We start from the raw sequence: 18870 nt of genomic DNA, 5'->3' as shown, positions 1-18870 counted from the left end.
GCCTTTCTCTGGGCAGGAGTCCCTTCATCGAATCGGTCAAGAAACGCGAGGGGGCTCCTTTTACTTCCCCTCACCCTTCTTGGCTAAATCAGATTATTTGTCCACCATTTTCTGTGGCCGTGCTCAAGGGAAGGTCGAAATATAGAGAGGTTCAGGAAATTCTTTGCCGATGATGAGACCGTTTATATTCCCAAGGCTTATTGGGATTTAACCACGCCGAAAGTACTGACCATGGAATACATCCATGGCATCAAGATATCCGGACTGGAACAACTGCGGGCGGCCGGGATAGACCGTAAGACCGTCGCCATCAACGGAGCAAATTTTGTCCTCAAGGAGGTCTTTGAGTTTCATTTCTTCCATGCCGACCCCCATCCGGGAAATATCTTTGCCCTTGAAAATAACGTGATCGCGCCCGTGGACTTCGGTATGGTCGGGATGCTCGATGAGGAAATCGTTCGCCAGTTGGGCATCGTGCTCACAGCTATCGTGCAAAAGGACGCGGATACGCTGGTAAGTGTTCTCCTGAGTGTTAGCCTGGCGCCGGAACCAATGAATCGAAGAGCCTTCAGGGCGGAACTGGCGGATTTTATTGAACGCTACTATGAACTCCCTTTGCAGCAGTTAATCATCAAGGCAATTATCGACGATCTTATGGGTCTTGTCCACCGTCACGGGCTGCGGTTTCCGCCGGAGTTGGTCATGATGGCAAAGGCGCTCGTGATGTATCAAGGTGTGGGCACTATGCTCTATCCTGAATTTAATATTATTGAACATGCCGGACCTTATGTTCAGAAACTTATGATGCGGAGGCTGGATCCAGCCAGGCAGTTAAAGGAATTCTCCAAACTGGCCGGAGAGACTGTCTCATTCCTGAAGGAATTGCCGACCGACTTACGGGACATCCTTGTAAAATTGAAGAAGGATGAATTGGGAATCAGGTTTGAACATCGGGGACTTGAACGCCTTATCGACGAATTGGATATATCCAGCAATCGTCTGAGCTTTGCGGTGGTCATTGCCGCCCTCATTATCGGATCATCCCTTGTGTTCCAAACAGGAGCAGGCCCAGAACTGTTTGGCTATCCCCTCCTCGGTCTTGCCGGTTTCCTCGTGGCCAGCATCTTGGGTATATGGCTGCTCTTCGGCATTTTGCGCTCGGGAAGATTATGAACCACGGTTTAAAAGGTCTGAAAGATGAAGGCGGATATTTTAAACATACTTTTCTCTTCACTGTTGTCCCAATGTTATTTGAAATGTTGCCGTGGGATGAAACCAAAACCGTTTCTGGAGATCGCCTTGATCCTTATCCTTATCCTTATCCCTATCCTTATCCTTTTTTTCCTGCCACGGACATCCCTTGCCGGGGACGAAGAAGCGCGGAGGTCGGATACCCTGACCATTTACCTGGAAAACGATGTCTTCGCCTTCGACAACAATGACCGCTATTACACCCATGGGACGAAGATCTCCTTGTAAAATGTGGGGACATAATACCTAAAATGTGGGTAAAATGTGGGGACATAATACCAGTTATTTCGTAGATCAGTATAATATCCCCTGTTCTCGACTTCTAAGAATGGCGAATTTGCCACAATTTGGAAATGGAGGAACGCTTTCTCTGTTATCATAAAGAATGATTTTATGCGGGAAGCACCCCCAGTTTTGCCCATGGCCCCGCATGAGATTGTATCCTCCTACCGGACGGTGGGCGATTGTGAGGAAATCTGAATGCCCTTACCGATCAATATCCATGAACTGCTCCGTGGCAAGAGTGTCGAATGGGAGCGGCGGGAGTTCAAAGAGGGGAAGAAGCAGTGGTAAACTCCGTTTACCACCGCGGCTACGATGTCCGGGAGCCGGTGGAAATCCGCATCATGCATGACGAGTTGGTGGTCCTGAGCTGTTGGTGAACAATGAAAACCCTAAAGAGCCAATTGCAAAACTATTTGTCATTCCCGAAAGCGGAGCTTAATGTACACAATGCTTCTATCGGGAATACGGTTTTTGAAGCAGTTAGAACCAGATTATGAACATTAAACTTCGTTTTCCCGCTTAAAATCATTGCGGGAATGACAGAATGTGAGAGTTTTGCAATTGCCTCTAACTAATGAAAATAAAAAATCCGACGGCTGGAGCGCGACCCGCCAACAACTCGCCACCTGGGAGCAACCTGCGCTGCTCGCCCTGGTGAAAGACCTTTATGAAACGGCCGCCGGGAACCGCGACTTTATCCAGGCCCGTTGTCAGGCCGGGGAAAGCGGCGGCAAGGCTCTGGAAAAGTATCGGGCCAAGATTGTGGCGCAGTTCTTTCCCGCACGAGGCTTCGGAAAACTGAAGCTGCGCGAGGCGCGCAAGGCAATCAGCGATTACCGCAAGGCCACGTGCAACCTTGCCGGTACGGTGGAACTGCTGATGACTTATGTGGAAAACGGCGCCAGATTCACCCGCGAGTATGGGGATATCGACGAACGGTTTTACGACAGCGTGGAGTCTGCACTGGAGGAGCTTGCCGATCTGCTGCACGCTGAGGCGCGGGAGATGTATCCACAGCTTCGTGATCGCTTGACGAGGGTGGAACGGATGACCGACGGCATCGGCTGGGGATTTCACGATTTCATCGGAGATGTCGTCAGGCAGTTGGAGAAGGACCTCGGGGGCCGCTGACCAGTACTCTTGGAGATTTACAACTAACGCCGCAGGGGCACGACTTTAGTCGCTTTTAGTTACTCGCCCCGGAATACCGGTTTCCTTTTTTCGGCGAAGGCGGCGAGGGCCTCCAGGCGGTCTTTGGTGGGGATGGTCACATCATAGGCCTTTGATTCGAGGGAAAGCGCAACGCCAAGGGATGCCTCTGTCCCGAAATTCAGCGCAAACTTCGCCTGGGCAACCCCGATAGGACCGTTTTTGGCTATCTCCAGGGCTATCTCCCGCGCCGCCGTCAGCAGCTCCGCCGGTTCGACAACGCGGTTGACCAGACCGATCTTAAGGGCAGTCTGGGCGTCGAGCCTGCGGGCGGTAAAGATCAGCTCTTTTGCCTTGGCAAGCCCGACGATTCTCGGCAGCCGCTGGGTGCCGCCGCCGCCCGGAATGATGCCGAGGCTGGTCTCGGTAAGCCCCATGATTGCGTTTTCGGAGGCAATCCTGATATCGGAGGCAAGGGCAATTTCCATGCCGCCGCCGAAGGCATAGCCGTTTATTGCCGCGATCACCGGCACACGCACCTGTTCCACCGCGGTAAAGGTGTTGCGGATCGTGAAAATAAAACGGCGCACCTGATCATCGCTCAGGGTGCGGCGCTCCTTCAGGTCGGCGCCGGTCGAAAAAGAGGACTTTTTAGGATCGTCTCCCGCCGCGCCGGTTATGATTATGCACCTAAGCGCGAGATCAAAATTTGCCTCGCGGATTGTCTCGGCAAGCTCCGCCAGGAGTTCAAAATTGAAGCAGTTCATCGCCTCGGGGCGATTGAGCGTGAGGGTAAGGATTCCTTCCTCGGTCCTTTCCTTCAAGAGAACATCAGCCATGTGAACTCCTTATAATTTATAAACATAATAGATAATTGCAGACATATTCATCGGTGAGCGGGTTTAAATTGCCCTCCACCATAGCCCTCCCCCGCAGGGGGTATTTCTCGGGACAGTCTCCCCTGCCCCTAATCCCCTTTGTACATCGACTCTATCAGGTCGGCGTATTGCGCATTGATGAACTTGCGTTTGACCTTCATGGTCGGGGTGACCTCCCCGTCTTCAGTATAAAGTTTTTTGTCGAGGATACGGAATTTACGGATGTTTTCGACGCGCGCCACCTGATCATTGACCTTGTTTATCTCTTCCTGAATAAGATTTATCACCTCCGCCGTCTGGGTGAGACTGGCAAACGTGGTAAATTGAACCTTCATATCCTGGGCGTATTTGACCACGTTTTCCTCATCGATGACGATGATGGCGCTGACAAACTTGCGCTTGTCGCCGATTATCACCGCATCGTTGATGTAGGGGGAGAACTTCAGTAGATTTTCTATAAACTGCGGGGCGATATTCTTGCCGCCGGCGGTGATGATCAAATCCTTCTTACGATCGGTGATTTTCAGAAAACCATCCTCGTCGATCACCCCGACATCGCCGGTATGCATCCAGCCGTCCTGCAGGGCCTCGCGGGTTGTCTCCTCATCGCGGTAATAACCCTTGAAGATCCCCTTGTGGCGCACAAGAATCTCTCCATCCTCGGCAATAATGACCTCTGTTTCCGGAAGAGCCCTGCCGACCGTTCCTATCTTGAAGTTCTTTTCTTCAGACATGTGGGTAATGCCGGTGGTCTCCGTCATCCCGTAACCTTCGCGGATTGGAATTCCTATGCTCTGAAAATATTTCAAGATACTGGCTGAAATAGGCGCGGCCCCGGAAAAACCGATTTTCACACGGTCAAACCCCAGACGCTCCTTGAGCTTGCGGAAGGTTACAAAATACGCGATCTGATAGACAATTGCCAACCACAAAGAAACCGGACTGCCCGACAGTTTTTGGTTATTGTAACGTTCCCCGATCATGATCGATGTCTTGTAAACGAGTTTTTTAAAAGGCGTGGCATCCTTCATCTTCAGGACAATGCCGGAGTAATATTTTTCCCAAATCCTCGGCACCGCATGAAACAACGTCGGCGAGACATCCTTCATGTCCGCCATAACCGTGTCGGTGTTTTCGGTAAAGTTTACGGTGTGGCCGACCGTCATGTGCACCATCATATCAAAAATCTGTTCATATACGTGATTTAATGGAAGAAATGATATAGTTTCATCATCCGGGCTGCCCTGGGTAACGATGGTGGCTTTCTGGCCTACCCAAAGATACCCCTCATGCGAGAGCATGGCCCCCTTGGGCGGACCAGTTGTTCCCGAAGTATAGATAATGCCTGCAATATCCTCCCCTTTTCCCAGAGCGACCAGCTCATCGAAAAGTTTCGGCATCTTTTTGTCGATCTTTTCTCCGAGCGCCAGCAAATCGTCAAAACTCATCACCATCGGGTCATGAAAATCGCGCAATCCTTCCGTGTCCCAGACGATCATCTTTTTCAGGGCGGGGGTATTCTGGCGAAAGGTGAGGGCCTTGTCCAATTGTTCTTCGTCTTCGCAGAGATAGATAACCGACTCGGAATGGCCGACTACATATTCACACTCTTTGACGGGATTGGTCGTATAGACGCCGACAAAAGTGGCCCCCGCGGACATTGCCCCGAAGGCGCAGTAGAGCCACTCCGGTTTGTTTTCACCGATGATCGATACATGATCGCCCTTGCGCACGCCCAGTTCGTGCAGCCCCAGGGCCACATATTTGACCTTTTGCAGATATTCCGACCAGTGAACATCCTTCCAGATGCCGAGGTCCTTATATCTCAAGGCCACCCTTTCCGGCTGCAAACCCGTCATGTTAATCAAGGCCTTGGGCAGTGTATCTATAAGCATGCCGCTTTTCTCCCTATTGGCATAATATTTTATTCAAGCTGCTCTTTTGTTTTACCGGAAACGGACCTTGCGGCGATACCGCTTGTAGCCCTTCACCGAAACCTCTTTGGCGATTCCCAGATAAAACTCTTTGACGTCCTCATCTTCCCGCAAGACCTCCGGCTTGTCGGCGCGGACAATCCGGCCGTTTTCCATAAGAAACGCGAAATTGGAATACTTCAACGCCATATTGACATTCTGCTCGACCAGCAGAATCGTGACCCCGTCTTGCTTGTTGATGTCGGCGATGATCGTGAAGATCTCCTGCGTCAGCAGCGGCGACAGACCCAGGGAAGGTTCATCGAGCATCAGCAATTTGGGACGGCTCATCAGAGCCCGCCCGATGGCCAGCATCTGCTGCTCGCCGCCGCTGAGATGTCCGGCCTCCTGATCGTGCCGTTTTTTCAGGATCGGAAAGTATTCGAATATACGTTCTATATCGTCATTGATTTCTTTTCTGTCCCTTCTGGTATAGGCGCCCATCCGGATATTTTCGATCACGGAAAGTTCCGGGAAAACCTCTCTTCCTTCCGGTACATAGCTTATCCCCATGCGAACGATTTCATCGGTATTTTTGCGATCGATGCGCTCGCCGAGAAATTCAATGGTCCCCTTTTCCGGCTGCTCTTCTTTTAAATCATAGAGAAGCCGCATGATCGTCTTGAGCGTGGTTGTCTTGCCGGCGCCATTTGAACCAAGCAGGGCCACGATATCGCCCTGTTTTATCTCAAAAGAGATGCCGTGGAGGGCCCTGATCAAATCGTACCAGGTTTCGATATTGTTTACTTTCAGCATCAGTGCTCCTCCCCAAGATAGGCTTTGATAACCTCCGGGTGGCTCTGCACGACTGCCGCAGTCCCCTCAACAATCTTCTGCCCCTGATTCACCGCAAGTATCCGGTCGGAGATGCCCATGATCATCTTCATATCGTGTTCAATAAGCAGGATCGTAACGTCATAGTCCGCCTGAATGTCCTTGATCCAGATATTCAGGTCTTCCTTCTCCTCGGTGTTCATCCCGGCGGATGGTTCATCGAGCAGAAGGACTTGCGGCTCCAGCGCTAGCGCCCGTCCCAGTTCGACCAGCTTGCGCTTCCCATAGGGCAGGTTTCCCACATAGCTGTTGCGAACAGACTGAAGGTCAAGAAAATCTATTATCTTTTCCACTATTTTCCGGTTGGCTATCTCCTCTTTTGCGGCAAATGATCCCCTGCCCCAAAGAAAGGCGCCGGCAAAAACACCGGTCTTCATGTGCAAATGCCTGCCCAGCATCAGGTTGTCCATTACCGTCGCCTTGCCAAAAAGCTCGATATTCTGAAAGGTTCGGGCAACCCCTTTGCGGGCGATGTGATCCGGGGAAAACCCTACCAGATTTTCCCCATTGCAGATAATACTGCCGTGGCTGGGCTTGTATATTCCGCTGATCATGTTGAAAATGGTAGTCTTGCCGGAGCCGTTCGGTCCGATTATGGAAAAGATGGAATTCTTTTCGACGCTGAAGCTGATATCATTGACCGCCTTCAGGCCGCCAAAGCTGATGCTTAAATTTTCAACCTTAAAATGATCCATTTCCGAAAATTCCATTCCTTGAATTCGGGGTCGGGAGACTAAAGGCGATTCCAGTACAAAGCAGGCAGCTTCCGAACGTCTGCAAATTGTCCGGAAGCTGCCGCAATATGCCGTTATTTGTTCCAGGTCGCCAGATCGTTCTTGGTCCAGCCCTGCAGGTCAATATAGCTGCCATTCGGACCGCATTTCTGAATCATTACCGAATCAGTCCCCTGATGCTGTTTTTCGGTCCAGGTGACCGGAGGACCAATCGTCTGATGCCCCTTGACCGAGTTTAACGCCTTTAACAGCGACTCTGTACTCAGGTTTCTCCCGGCCCTCTTGAGCGCATCGACAATGGGGTCGGCAAAGAGCAGTCCCGCCAGATAAAAGGTTCCCCAGCGCTCCTGTGGGGCAAACCTTTTGGCCGCCTCACGGTATTTGACCATGTATTTGTTGGTGGTCGAGCTGGGAATCTCTCCAAAAGCGCCAGTTATAACCCCTTCCCATAATCCGCCGGTAATCTTGAACATAAGCGGGTAATCGGAAAGTGTGTTCGAAGAAACCCACTGAGGCTTGAAGCCGACATTCGCACTCGTCTTCAGGGCAATAACGGCGGTAGTGGGACCAACAAACATCATCACTGTTTCAGCCCCTGAATTTTTCAGACGGAGGATCTGGGAGCCCAAATCCTTCTCGGTCGGCTCCACGGGAATTTCCGCTACAAACTGCATTTTGTAAGTAGCCAATCGTTTCTTTGCCCCCTCCAGGCCATCTTTTCCGTAGGCGTCATTCTGATAGAGCATCGCTATCTTTGTGGATTTGAGTTTTTCGACGATGTATTTCGCAAGGATGCTCCCCTCATCGTTGTAGAGAGGGTAAACGGCAAACAAATACGGATCAAGCGGCTCGATGAAGTTGTCATCGGCTGCGGAAGGACCAACCCATACAATCTTGTTTTTGGAAAGATAATCCTTGACGGCCATGCCGCAGGCAGCGCCAACGCCGCCGACAAAGGCAAAGACCCCCTGGCGCTCGACCAGTTCCTTGACCACCGCCGATGTCTGGGCGGGATTGTACATGTCATCCCGGATGAAATATTTGATCTTCCTGCCATTAATGCCGCCCTCTTCATTGACGATATCAAAAAGCAGCTTGCTGCCCCTCGCCACCGACCCCCAAGGCGCCGCCGGCCCGGTCTGCGGCCCCCACTGACCGATGCGGATCTCGTTATCGTCAAACCCCGGGGGATTTGCCGCCGATGACAAAGCCGTAAGCGACAATAGCGCCACTAACGCTACCATTGTGACAAAAAATTTCTTGCTGCCCATGATTGTGACCTCCTTTTTTGAACGTTTGGGATTTTCCGTTAGCCGGCTCACTTTATCCACACTTCCGTCCTGCAAAAAACAACGACACTCCTTTATCTTAACTCCCCTGCCCGCAGCGGGCGCAACGAATGATTAAAAAAGGCTAAACCTTTTTTATGTAATGCTTGGCGAAAAGCCCGCTCGGACGTACGCACAGCACAAGAACTATGACTATAAAGGCGATGATCGGTTTCCATTCCGGCCAGAAATACCCGAAATAGTTCTCAATTAGCCCCATCAGCCCGCCGCCGATGATCACCCCCGGGATGCTCATGAGCCCCCCGAGAACAGCGGCGGCAAAGGCGCGCAGAAACGGCTCCATCATGAAGGCAGGATCGAGCGTTGCCCGGGAGGCAAAAAACATTCCCGCAATCGCGCCAATCAGGGAGCTGAACCCCCAGGCGAAGGAGAACATCCTTTCGGTTCTTATCCCCATGATTTTTGCGGCGTTTTTATTCTGCTGCGTCGCCCGCATCGCCGTTCCCAGGCGGGTATATTTAAAGAAAACAAAAAGAAAAAGCATGATGAAGGCGGTAACAGCAAGTATGGCGATTGCCCAATTGTTGATAATCATCCCCTTTACTGGTTCGTAGGTAACCGAGGGATTCACGGGGAGGGAAAAGAACTGCTGCTCGGCGCCCCATTTCCAGCTTGCCAGTCCCATAAGAAACATCTCCGCCCCCAGCGTAATGACAATCATTCCCAGGATAGTCGGATGCTTGGCGGGACGCAGGAAGAGAAACTCTATAAGAACCCCCATCACGATTGAAAACAGCATCGTGATCAGGAAGGCCATCCAAAAAGGGTATCCATAAAAATTAAGGATATGAAAGGCAACAAAGGTGGAAAACATCGCCATCTCCCCCTGGGCAAAGTTAACCACCTCTGACGTCTTGTAAATTATTACCACCGCCGTGGCAAAGAGACCATAACAAGCGCCAATTGCCAATCCTTCCACAAAAAGCTGACCAAAGGGCATTTTATCACCTTCCCGAATTATGCTAAAGCAGGGGAGATTCGCGACACCCCTACCAAGGAACGAATCAATGATCCCCACCATTTTTCATGAACGGCAAGCTTCGCTTAAAGTCTCTAAAAGTTTCGAGCCATAGCCGATAAAACCGCTTTTATCAAAGTATCCTAACAGACTATCCACCTGAGCAGTTGCCAAATATCCATCTCTAAAACGGCCAAGTCATCCAGTATTTTTTAAAACGGATCCAGACGCCGAACATTCCCAGCGGCTCGAAGATGATGATTCCGATCATAATAAGCCCAATGGCCATGCTGCTGAAATTTTCGAGACCTACGGTCGTGAACCACTTATCGGAAATGTAGAGCATGAACTTCCCGAAATAGGGAACCTCGGCGATGTTTTTAAACAGGTCGTACTGCAGATAGGTGATAAGCGTCGCCCCCATGATGCTCCCCGAGACAGTGCCGAGGCCGCCGACGACAACCATCACCAAAAACATGATCGATAAAATCATGTTGAAGGTAAAGGGATCAAAGAATCCCAGGATAAAACCAAAAAGGCCGCCCGCAATGCCGGCATAAAAGGCGCTGACCGCAAAGGCCAGTGTTTTGTAGATGGTCAGATTTACCCCGATCACCTCCGCCGCGATATCGCTGTCGCGGATCGCCACAAAGGAGCGACCAACCCGTGTTTTCAGGATATTGACCGCGCCGACCACCATAATAATCGCGATCACAAGAATCAGGTAATATTTCTGCAGGTCATTCGTCACCGGCAGACTGAGGCCGATCTGCTCTATTCCCAGATCGAGGGGCGGCGTCTTCATTCCCATGCGGCCGCCGAATATTTCCATGGCGCCGATGATATGCATTATCGTCAGCCCGAAACCAAGCGAGGCGATCGCCAGATAGGGGCCCTCCAGCCGCAGGGCCGGCAGCCCCAGAATAAAACCAAAAAAGGCGGCGACGAACGCGGCAATGACAATTGCCAGCAGAAACGGGATATGAAAAGTTGACATAAGCATGGCGGTTCCGTAGGCCCCGATCGCAAAAAAACCGGCGTGACCGAGGGATATCTGCCCGGTCGAGCCAGCAAGTATATTCAGACCCACGGCCAGGATCATGTGCACCATGATGATATTCAGCAGGTATATGTAATAATTGGGGGCATAAAGGGGAAAGGTGAAAAGAAGGATCAGCAGGGCGGATGTCCAGAAGAGCACTACCCCGCTCTTGAAGAGCTGAACGTCTTCATAGTAATCGCGTTTCATATCCATAGAGAGACACCTCAAAAATGACAGTATTCATCCGACCGAAGAAGTCATATAAATAATCGTCAAGCAACTGCAAGGCCGGCCAAGGGCAATAACTATCGAAAGCTGTTTCTGCTGCTGAAATATTTTTCAAAAACCTACAAATTAACATTGCAGATAAGGCAGTTCTGCGAACCAATGAATGATTGTTATTGTAGATATGCGCGGAGAGTGTCTAACAGCAACCCTTCGGAACTGTCAAGAACTTTTTTCTAATAAAGGGAGCCAGATTAATTTTCTTTCTCGAGCAACCTCAGTGGCCAAAAGAAGGGCAAAGTCATTTGCACGCCCCTCGCTTCCGAGTTCGCCCGTTAGAAAGGATGAGAAATATGGACACAGGCGCCGCATTATATTTTGAATGCTCGTAGGCGGTGGACCCCGCATAACTTCACCCCCTCCCGGGTAGAACAAAATTATCGCGGCTTCCCTTTTATTTCATTGACTTTCGCTCAGGTTTCTGTTTATCTCCCGCAACTTTGCAAACAGGCGGCGCCGATTTAGATGAAACTTGAAGAATTCTCGTATGACCTGCCGGAAGAGCTCATCGCCCAGCAACCTGCGGCGGTTCGCGATCAATCCCGGATGATGGTTGTAAACAGAACAACAAAAGAAATTGAATTCCGCGAATTTCGGAATCTTCCGGATTATTTTGGCGCAGGCGACGCTCTGGCAATCAATGACTCCCGGGTTTTCCCGGCCCGCTTGACCGGCAGGAAGGAAACAGGGGCGCTCATTGAAATCCTTTTGTTGGCAAAGGATAAGTCGGAGGGTAAAAAAGAGGTCTGGAAGGCAATGCTGCGTCCCGCCAAAAGGGTGGCGCCGGCAATGACGTTCTTTCTAACAGAGGGGTGTTCCGCACGAATATTACAGCGCCTCTCCGAAAAACAATGGCTTATGGAATTCACCACGGACATGCCTTTCGACGATTTTCTTCTTTGCTGCGGCCGGGCGCCCTTGCCTCCCTACATAAAGCGAAAGAGGGGGGGAACTCGCTCACAGGAAGACTTGGAACGCTATCAGACCATCTATGCCAAAGAACCGGGTTCCGTGGCGGCGCCGACGGCAGGCCTCCACTTTACCAGCGAAGTTATTGCGGCTCTGAACAGACGCGAGGTGAAAATCGCCCCCATTACCCTGCACGTCGGCTACGGGACTTTTGTCCCGATTGAAGCCGAAAACGTGGAAGACCACGTAATGGAAGAGGAATATTTTTCAATATCGGCTGAGACAGCCGCAATGATCAACGGCGCCAAACGGGTGATCGCCGTGGGAACCACCTCGACCAGGGTTCTCGAGTCCACCGCCGATAAGAACGGCCGGGTAAAACCCCTAAACGGCTCCACCCTTCTCTACATTTACCCTGGTTACAAATTCCGGCGCGTCGATGCCCTTTTAACCAATTTTCACCTCCCGAAATCGTCTCTTTTTTTACTGGCATGCGCCTTCGCCGGCAGGGAGCTGATACTGGAGGCTTACCGCCTGGCCGTTGAAAACAGGTTTCGTTTTTACAGCTACGGCGATTGCATGCTTATCATATGATATTTGAAACGATAACCACAGACCCCGGGTGCGGGGCCCGACTCGGCAAGATCAGCACCCCTCGCGGCGAAATAAGAACCCCCGCCTTCATGCCGGTGGGAACCCAGGGCACGGTTAAGGGGCTCTTGCCGGAACAGGTCCGCGCGCTGGGGGCGGATATCATCCTCGGCAACACCTACCATCTCTATTTGCGGCCCGGCCATGAATTGATCGCAACCCTGGGCGGTCTCCACAAGTTCATGAACTGGCAGGGGCCAATCCTGACCGATAGCGGCGGCTTTCAGGTTTACAGCCTCGGCGCCCTGCGCAAAACAAACGACGACGGGGCGGTTTTTCAGTCGCACATCGACGGTTCAAAACATTTTCTGAGCCCGGAAAAGGCGGTTGAGATTCAGGAAGCGCTCGGCAGCGACATCATGATGTGCCTCGACGAATGTATTGCCTATCCGGCAGACAGAAAAAAGGCGGAGGAGGCGCTACGCCGCACCGCCCAATGGGCAAAACGTTGCCGGGAAGCAAAGAAAAATCCCAAGCAGGCCCTCTTCGGGATTGTCCAGGGGGGCTTTTACCCGGACCTCCGCCGCCAGGCAGTTGATGACATGCGGAATATCGGTTTCGACGGCTATGCCATAGGCGGTCTCAGCGTGGGCGAGCCGAAAGAGCTAATGCTGGAAACCCTCGCCGCAACGACCCCCCTGCTGCCGCCGGAAGCGCCCCGCTATCTTATGGGAGTAGGCACTCCCGAGGATCTCGTGGAGGGTGTTTCCCAGGGGATCGACATGTTCGATTGCGTTATGCCGACCCGTTCGGCGCGCAACGGATTATTGTTTACAAACGAGGGAAAGGTTGTTATAAGAAACGCCCGTTACAGGGAGGATAGTTCGCCAATTGAAAGTGGATGTGATTGTTATACCTGCCAAAATTATTCACGCGCCTATCTGCGGCATCTTTATGCCGCCGGGGAAATTCTGGCAATGGTCTTGAACACCATTCACAATCTCCGCTATTATCTGCGTCTTATGGAAAACATGCGAGCGGCGATCAAAGACGGTAGTTTTGTGGAATTCCGCCGTGTTTTCCTCGCAACACGGAGCATTGATGAGGCAATCGGCAGCGAAAGCAACATAAATTAACCAATCCAATTACTAAAGGAGGTATTTACTGTGATTAATTCAGCATTTGCGATGGCCCCGCCCGGGGGTGGAGGAGGCGCCGGAGGCGGTGACATCAGTTTCATCATAATGATGGCGGTACTTTTCGGGATTTTTTATTTTCTGATGATCAGGCCTCAGCAGAAGAAACAGAAAGAAATCAAGAATATGATCGCTAATTTGGCGCACGGAGACACCGTGATGACCTCTGGCGGCATTCAGGGCAAGGTGACCGGTTTGACGGAGACGGTAGTCACCCTGGAAATTGCCGACAAGGTGAAGATCAAGGTCAACCGCAGCTTCATCTCCGCTGTTCTTCAGAAATCGACTTCCGTGGAATAATTATAACAGTCAGTCTTCGGTGATCGCCTTCAGGCCGCAGACTGAAGACTGACAAAAGACAGCTTAACAAAACAGCGGTTTATAACGCCGGCCGTCGATCGCCGAAAACCGAAAATTGAAAGGGGTAAACCATGTTGAAAAGCATCAGAATAAGAGCCGCCATCGTCATCTTGCTTTGTCTGGCGGCGCTTGTCTATCTGGCGCCTTCGCTCTCCACCAGTCTGCCCGAAAGCTGGAAGAAATATCTTCCCATGGACAAAATCCATCTTGGCCTTGATTTGCAAGGGGGGATGCACCTTGTTCTGGAGGTAGATTCGGCAAAGGCAGTGGAAAGTACGCTGGCCAGGTCAATTAACGACCTCAAAGAAAACATGATGGAAAAAAGGATCCGCTTCAAGCTGACCACAAATGCCGCCGGAGGAAACGCGGCCTTTGAGTTCCCGGACGCCCCGGCGCGGGATGCCTTTGACGACCTGCTTGCAAAACAGTATCCGGATCTCGAGGTTGCCTCTTCCGGCGCGGTTGAAGGCAAGGGGATCGCAACCGTCAAAATCAAGGATAAACGCGCCCTCGAAATCAAAAAAATGGCGGTCGAGCAAAGTCTGGAGACCATTCGCAACCGGGTTGACCAGTTCGGCGTTACCGAGCCGGAAATCATTCCCCAGGGGACCGATCGCATCATCGTGCAGCTTCCCGGCATCAAGGATACGACAAGGGCCAAAAGCCTGATCGGCCGGACGGCCCTTTTGGAGTTTAAATTGGTTGACGAAGAAAATAGCCTTGACGAGGCGCTGAAGGGAAATATCCCGGAGGGTGATGTAATAGCCTCTGAATCTCGTCTGGATCGAACATCCGGACGGAGAAACGAGATTCCACTGCTCCTCAAAAACAGGACGTTGATGTCCGGAGATGCCCTGGAAAGCGCGAAGGTGCAGATCGGAGACCGCTTCGGCGAACCGCATGTATCGATTAAATTCAATTCTCAGGGCGCAACGGAATTTGAACGGATTACCGGCGAAAACGTAAAAAAACGTCTGGCCATCGTCCTTGACGGCGTGGTCCACTCGGCGCCGGTCATCCAGGAGAAAATTGCCGGCGGTGAAGCGCAGATTACCGGCTCTTTCACGATGGAGGAGGCAAGCGATCTGGCGATCGTCCTGCGCGCCGGCGCCCTTCCCGCTCCGGTCACCATCCTCGAAGAGAGAACCGTTGGTCCTTCCCTGGGGCAGGATTCGATCGACAAGGGAACCTGGGCAAGCATCATTGCCGGAATCCTGGTCCTTTTGTTCATGATCGCCTATTACAAGGCGACCGGCCTGATCGCAGACGTCGCCCTGACTATGAACATGCTGCTGTTATTGGGCGTCATGGTTGCATTCAAGGCGACGCTGACCCTCCCCGGCATTGCCGGAATCGTCCTCACCATAGGGATGGCGGTTGACGCAAACGTTTTGATCAATGAGCGAATCAAAGAGGAACTCCGCCTGAGCAAGACTCCCCGGGCGGCTATTGAGGCTGGTTATAAAAAGGCCTTCCTGACCATTTTCGACTCCAATGTTACGACCCTCGTTGCCGCCTTGTTCCTCTTCGGTTTTGGCACCGGACCGGTCAAGGGATTTGCCGTGACCCTCACAATCGGCATTTTGGTCAGCATGTTCACCGCAGTCTTTGTGACAAGAATTCTCTTCGACTATTTTGTCTGGAATCGCAAGATTGAGAAGATCAGCATTTAGACGAACAGGAAGGCTGCAACCACATTAAGGAAACGGCAAGATATTGCTAACGAGGAGAACGGCATGGAAATATTAAAAACGGAAACCCATTATAATTTTGTAAAGTTGATGAAACCAACTGTGATTTTGTCACTGGCGGTTATTATAATAGGGATTGCATCACTGATATGGCACGGGGGGCCCAATTTCGGAATTGATTTCTCCGGCGGGACCCTGATCCAGATAAAATTCAAAAATGCTACCCATACCGACAAGATTCGGAGCGCCTTCCAATCATCCGGGTTTGAAGGCAGCATCATTCAGGATTACGGTCCCCTCGAGGTTATAGTAAGAACCCCTGAAAGAGGACAGAATGCAGCAAGCCTGACCACTGACGTCGAAAAGGCCGCGCAAACCGCCTTCGGCGCCGGCAATTACGAAATCCGGCGCATCGAGATGGTAGGCCCCAAGGTCGGCCGAGATCTGACGCGCAAGGCAATTCTGGCAATCATTTTTTCATGGATCGGCATCCTTGTCTATGTGGGCATCAGGTTCGAGTTCCGGTATGCCCTGGGGGGGATCATCGCCCTGGTCCACGACGTTCTGGTAACGATAACCTTCCTTTCGCTGTTCGACAAGGAATTTGACCTGAATATCGTTGCCGCCCTTTTGACCATTATCGGGTACTCGATCAACGACACCATCGTAATTTTTGACCGGATCCGCGAAAATGCCCGTAAAAACATAAAACAATCCCTGAACGATATTATCAATGCCAGCGTCAACCAGACCCTCAGCCGGACGATCCTGACCTCGTTTACGGTCTTCATTGTTCTGTTGGTTTTGTTCTTTTTCGGCGGGCAGGTTATCCATGATTTTACCTTCGCCTTGATCGTCGGCACATTATCCGGCGTTTATTCAACTGTTTTTATTGCCAGTCCGATCGTGCTGCTTTTCGAAAAAATCCGGCCTTCCGGGCTTAAAAGGAAAAAATAGCCTTGACGCCGCTTGAGCTTTTAGGAACAGGTTTTTTCATGCTGGTTTTGCTGCTGGGGATATTCTCCATCCTTTTCGGCTTTCCCGGGACGGTGGTCATCCTGATCGACGCGGCCATTTATGCCGCGTTTACCGGTTTTGACCGAATCGGCGGAAAAATCCTGCTTGTCCTGTTTATTCTCTCCATCCTCGCCGAATTGTCCGATTTTGCGATCGGCATGGCCGGCGCCGTAAAATTCGGCGCCTCAAAAAAATCTCTCCTGGCTTCCTTTCTGGGAGGCATGCTCGGGGCCATTCTCCTGTCCCCGGTCATGCTGGGGTTAGGGGCCGTTCTGGGCGCCTTTTTAGGGGGTTTTGTCGGCGTTTTTACCGTAGAGCTTCTTCAGCAGCTTAATCTGAAACCGGCGTTGCGGGCCGCCTGGGGAAGTATTGTCGGCAGGGCGGCCGGAGTTTGCGTCAAGGGGGCCTTCGCGCTTGCAATGACCGTGATCACCCTCTCGGGCGTCTATAACTAAAAAGGAAAACAGATGACCAAACAAAAATCTAAATTACGGGAATATTTTGAAGCAATCATTTTAGCCGTCGTTATCGCCTTCTTCGTAAGAACATTCTTCGTTCAGGCCTACAAGATCCCGTCCGGCTCCATGAAGCCGACCCTGCTGATCGGCGACCATCTGCTTGTAACCAAGTTCAACTACGGCGTCAAACTGCCGTTAATCCGCTCAACCCTGATTCCGTTCGGCAAACCAAAACGGGGCGATATAGTTGTTTTCATTTATCCTGAAGACAGATCCAAGGATTTTATCAAACGGATGATCGGGCTTCCCGGAGACACGATCGAGGTGCGGAACAAGCAGGTTTTTATCAACAACCTTCCGTGGAACGACGAATACGGAAAGCATGTGGACAATCTTGTAATCCCCGGTTCTGTCCAGCCCCGCGACAACTTCGGTCCGGTGACAGTGCCTGAGGACTCATTTTTCGTGATGGGGGACAACCGGGATGAAAGCTACGACAGCCGCTTCTGGGGATTCGTCCGTCAACAGGATATACTGGGGAAGGCGCTGGTCATCTACTGGTCGTGGGACAGTGACAACAACAACGTGCGCTGGAACAGAACCGGAAGAATACTCAACTGACTACGTGCCCAGCAGTGAGAAAAATATCATTGCCAACGACAATAAGGTCAATACGGCAACCGTAAACCAGGAAATGCCATTCATTATCGGACCATTGACATACTTTCCCATAATGCGCTTGTCGTTTACCAAAAGCAGCATGAAGACAAGAATGACCGGCAGGAGCGCCCCGTTGATGACCTGTGAATAAAACATAATACGGATAAGCGGCATGTCCGGCATGAGGATTATTCCCGCGCCCAGAAAAATCATCAGCGTGTAGAGGCTGTAAAACTGGGGGGCCTGCAGAAACTTTCGGTCGAGACTCGATTCCCAGCCGAAGGCCTCGCAGATCGTATAAGCGGTGGAAATGGGCAGGATCGAGGCGGCAAACAGGGAGGCGTTCAGAAGTCCGAACGCGAAAAGCAGCGCCGCGTACTGGCCAGCGAGCGGGGCCAGAGCTTGGGCGGCGTCAACGGCGCTTTCGATCCGGATCCCGTTTTTGAAGAGCGTCATCGCGCACAGCAGGATGATAAAAAAGGCGATCACATTGACCATAACCGACCCGAAGATCACATCCAGCCTGGTAAAGGGATAGTCGTCGGCCTTCAGTCCCTTGTCCACAACGGACGATTGCAGGTAAAACTGCATCCAGGGGGCGATCGTCGTCCCGACCAGCGCCACAACCATCGCCAGAAAACCGGCATCCATTCTGAATACCGGGGTCAGGAATGCCGAACCCACTGCACTCCAGTCAGGATTCCCCATAAAGCCGGAGATTATATAAGAAAAATAAATAACACAGGCAAAGAGAAATACCTTCTCGACGGATTTGTAATTCCCCTTCACCACCAGCCACCAGACAAAAGCCGCGCTCACAGGCACGGATATATATCTGCTGACGCCGAAAATCTCCATGCTCGCCGCGATTCCGGCAAATTCGGAGATCGTGTTGCCGAGATTCGTCAGAAAAAGGGCGATCATCAGGTAAAAGGTAATCCGCGCCCCGAAACGCTCCCGGATCAAGTCGGATAAACCCTTACCCGAAACCACACCCATCCGGGCGCACATCTCCTGGATTACGATCAGCACCCCGGTAATCGGGATTAGCGTCCACAAAAGCGAAAGGCCGTAATCGGCGCCGGCCAGCGAGTAGGTTGTTATTCCGCCGGCATCGTTGTCAACATTGGAGGTAATGATTCCCGGCCCGATAAGGGCGAAAAAAAGCCAAAGCTTCCGCCAGCGGCGGGCGCCGAAAAATGCGTGCAAAAAACCACCCACCCTTTTATTGACCGCATTGCCCATCCTTC

General features: G+C 51.6%; 18 protein-coding genes. 10 read left to right on the top strand and 8 right to left on the bottom strand.

Annotated elements, in window-relative coordinates; all coding sequences use genetic code 11:
* Positions 1-231: 231 nt before the first annotated feature.
* The 3 genes from K0B01_11200 to K0B01_11190 all read left to right on the top strand — a co-directional run bounded on the left by K0B01_11200 (position 232) and on the right by K0B01_11190 (position 2667).
* Positions 232-1173 (top strand): hypothetical protein, encoded by a 942-nt coding sequence (locus K0B01_11200; GenBank protein MBW6486702.1) that lies wholly within the window; start codon positions 232-234, stop codon positions 1171-1173.
* 96 nt (positions 1174-1269) lie between these two features.
* Positions 1270-1479: a lipid A deacylase LpxR family protein gene (locus K0B01_11195; protein MBW6486701.1), complete on the top strand. Its 210-nt coding sequence runs from the start codon at positions 1270-1272 to the stop codon at positions 1477-1479.
* 618 nt (positions 1480-2097) lie between these two features.
* Positions 2098-2667 carry a hypothetical protein gene (locus K0B01_11190; protein ID MBW6486700.1) on the top strand — a complete coding sequence of 190 codons (570 nt, stop codon included), beginning with the start codon at positions 2098-2100 and terminating at the stop codon, positions 2665-2667.
* 59 nt (positions 2668-2726) lie between these two features.
* Here K0B01_11190 and K0B01_11185 read toward each other — a convergent pair whose 3' ends face one another.
* From K0B01_11185 to K0B01_11155, 7 genes are all read right to left on the bottom strand, one after another.
* The gene (locus K0B01_11185) at positions 2727-3524 is read right to left on the bottom strand and encodes an enoyl-CoA hydratase/isomerase family protein (protein MBW6486699.1); all 798 of its coding nucleotides are present in this window, start codon (positions 3522-3524) and stop codon (positions 2727-2729) included.
* 128 nt (positions 3525-3652) lie between these two features.
* The gene (locus tag K0B01_11180) at positions 3653-5458 is read right to left on the bottom strand and encodes an AMP-binding protein (protein ID MBW6486698.1); all 1806 of its coding nucleotides are present in this window, start codon (positions 5456-5458) and stop codon (positions 3653-3655) included.
* A 51-nt stretch (positions 5459-5509) separates the two neighbouring features.
* A complete protein-coding gene (locus K0B01_11175; GenBank protein ID MBW6486697.1) occupies positions 5510-6292 on the bottom strand; it encodes an ABC transporter ATP-binding protein in 783 nt (260 codons plus the stop codon).
* Positions 6292-7065, bottom strand: a complete 774-nt coding sequence (locus tag K0B01_11170; protein ID MBW6486696.1) for an ABC transporter ATP-binding protein — start codon at positions 7063-7065, stop codon at positions 6292-6294. The genes K0B01_11175 and K0B01_11170 overlap by 1 nt, the downstream gene beginning before the upstream one ends.
* 113 nt (positions 7066-7178) lie before the next feature.
* The gene (locus K0B01_11165; protein MBW6486695.1) at positions 7179-8375 is read right to left on the bottom strand and encodes an ABC transporter substrate-binding protein; all 1197 of its coding nucleotides are present in this window, start codon (positions 8373-8375) and stop codon (positions 7179-7181) included.
* Positions 8376-8517: 142 nt separating this feature from the next.
* Positions 8518-9393 (bottom strand): branched-chain amino acid ABC transporter permease, encoded by an 876-nt coding sequence (locus K0B01_11160; protein MBW6486694.1) that lies wholly within the window; start codon positions 9391-9393, stop codon positions 8518-8520.
* Positions 9394-9595: 202 nt separating this feature from the next.
* On the bottom strand, positions 9596-10660 hold the full coding sequence (locus K0B01_11155) for a branched-chain amino acid ABC transporter permease (GenBank protein MBW6486693.1): 1065 nt from the start codon (positions 10658-10660) through the stop codon (positions 9596-9598).
* 543 nt (positions 10661-11203) lie between these two features.
* Here K0B01_11155 and queA point away from each other — a divergent pair.
* The 7 genes from queA to lepB all read left to right on the top strand — a co-directional run bounded on the left by queA (position 11204) and on the right by lepB (position 17581).
* Positions 11204-12241, top strand: coding sequence for a tRNA preQ1(34) S-adenosylmethionine ribosyltransferase-isomerase QueA (gene queA, locus K0B01_11150; GenBank protein ID MBW6486692.1), 1038 nt, complete (start codon positions 11204-11206; stop codon positions 12239-12241).
* Positions 12238-13374 (top strand): tRNA guanosine(34) transglycosylase Tgt, encoded by a 1137-nt coding sequence (tgt, locus tag K0B01_11145; GenBank protein MBW6486691.1) that lies wholly within the window; start codon positions 12238-12240, stop codon positions 13372-13374. The genes queA and tgt overlap by 4 nt, the downstream gene beginning before the upstream one ends.
* A 51-nt stretch (positions 13375-13425) precedes the next feature.
* Positions 13426-13734, top strand: a complete 309-nt coding sequence (gene yajC, locus K0B01_11140; GenBank protein ID MBW6486690.1) for a preprotein translocase subunit YajC — start codon at positions 13426-13428, stop codon at positions 13732-13734.
* A 131-nt stretch (positions 13735-13865) separates the two neighbouring features.
* Positions 13866-15467, top strand: coding sequence for a protein translocase subunit SecD (gene secD / locus K0B01_11135; protein ID MBW6486689.1), 1602 nt, complete (start codon positions 13866-13868; stop codon positions 15465-15467).
* 63 nt (positions 15468-15530) lie between these two features.
* Positions 15531-16442 (top strand): protein translocase subunit SecF, encoded by a 912-nt coding sequence (gene secF / locus K0B01_11130; protein MBW6486688.1) that lies wholly within the window; start codon positions 15531-15533, stop codon positions 16440-16442.
* A 38-nt stretch (positions 16443-16480) separates the two neighbouring features.
* A complete protein-coding gene (locus K0B01_11125) occupies positions 16481-16957 on the top strand; it encodes a DUF456 domain-containing protein (GenBank protein MBW6486687.1) in 477 nt (158 codons plus the stop codon).
* Positions 16958-16969: 12 nt separating this feature from the next.
* The gene (gene lepB, locus K0B01_11120; protein ID MBW6486686.1) at positions 16970-17581 is read left to right on the top strand and encodes a signal peptidase I; all 612 of its coding nucleotides are present in this window, start codon (positions 16970-16972) and stop codon (positions 17579-17581) included.
* On the opposite strand, the gene K0B01_11115 is transcribed toward lepB, so the two are convergent.
* Positions 17582-18865 carry an Nramp family divalent metal transporter gene (locus tag K0B01_11115; GenBank protein ID MBW6486685.1) on the bottom strand — a complete coding sequence of 428 codons (1284 nt, stop codon included), beginning with the start codon at positions 18863-18865 and terminating at the stop codon, positions 17582-17584.
* Positions 18866-18870: the final 5 nt, after the last annotated feature.

The organism is Syntrophobacterales bacterium (genome assembly GCA_019429105.1).
Taxonomy (GTDB): Bacteria; Desulfobacterota; Syntrophia; order Syntrophales; family UBA5619; genus DYTH01.
The sequence above is the reverse complement of the archived record's forward strand: the minus strand, read 5'-3'. Positions and strand labels throughout refer to the sequence as shown.

Coding starts and splice junctions, on each gene's coding strand:
- K0B01_11200 (MBW6486702.1), top strand. CDS start 232: ATGGAATACATCCATGGCATCAAGATATCCGGACTGGAACAACTGCGG.
- K0B01_11195 (MBW6486701.1), top strand. CDS start 1,270: ATGAAACCAAAACCGTTTCTGGAGATCGCCTTGATCCTTATCCTTATC.
- K0B01_11185 (MBW6486699.1), bottom strand. CDS start 3,524: ATGGCTGATGTTCTCTTGAAGGAAAGGACCGAGGAAGGAATCCTTACC.
- K0B01_11180 (MBW6486698.1), bottom strand. CDS start 5,458: ATGCTTATAGATACACTGCCCAAGGCCTTGATTAACATGACGGGTTTG.
- K0B01_11175 (MBW6486697.1), bottom strand. CDS start 6,292: ATGCTGAAAGTAAACAATATCGAAACCTGGTACGATTTGATCAGGGCC.
- K0B01_11170 (MBW6486696.1), bottom strand. CDS start 7,065: ATGGATCATTTTAAGGTTGAAAATTTAAGCATCAGCTTTGGCGGCCTG.
- K0B01_11165 (MBW6486695.1), bottom strand. CDS start 8,375: ATGGGCAGCAAGAAATTTTTTGTCACAATGGTAGCGTTAGTGGCGCTA.
- K0B01_11160 (MBW6486694.1), bottom strand. CDS start 9,393: ATGCCCTTTGGTCAGCTTTTTGTGGAAGGATTGGCAATTGGCGCTTGT.
- K0B01_11155 (MBW6486693.1), bottom strand. CDS start 10,660: ATGAAACGCGATTACTATGAAGACGTTCAGCTCTTCAAGAGCGGGGTA.
- queA (MBW6486692.1), top strand. CDS start 11,204: ATGAAACTTGAAGAATTCTCGTATGACCTGCCGGAAGAGCTCATCGCC.
- tgt (MBW6486691.1), top strand. CDS start 12,238: ATGATATTTGAAACGATAACCACAGACCCCGGGTGCGGGGCCCGACTC.
- yajC (MBW6486690.1), top strand. CDS start 13,426: ATGGCCCCGCCCGGGGGTGGAGGAGGCGCCGGAGGCGGTGACATCAGT.
- secD (MBW6486689.1), top strand. CDS start 13,866: ATGTTGAAAAGCATCAGAATAAGAGCCGCCATCGTCATCTTGCTTTGT.
- secF (MBW6486688.1), top strand. CDS start 15,531: ATGGAAATATTAAAAACGGAAACCCATTATAATTTTGTAAAGTTGATG.
- K0B01_11125 (MBW6486687.1), top strand. CDS start 16,481: ATGCTGGTTTTGCTGCTGGGGATATTCTCCATCCTTTTCGGCTTTCCC.
- lepB (MBW6486686.1), top strand. CDS start 16,970: ATGACCAAACAAAAATCTAAATTACGGGAATATTTTGAAGCAATCATT.
- K0B01_11115 (MBW6486685.1), bottom strand. CDS start 18,865: ATGGGCAATGCGGTCAATAAAAGGGTGGGTGGTTTTTTGCACGCATTT.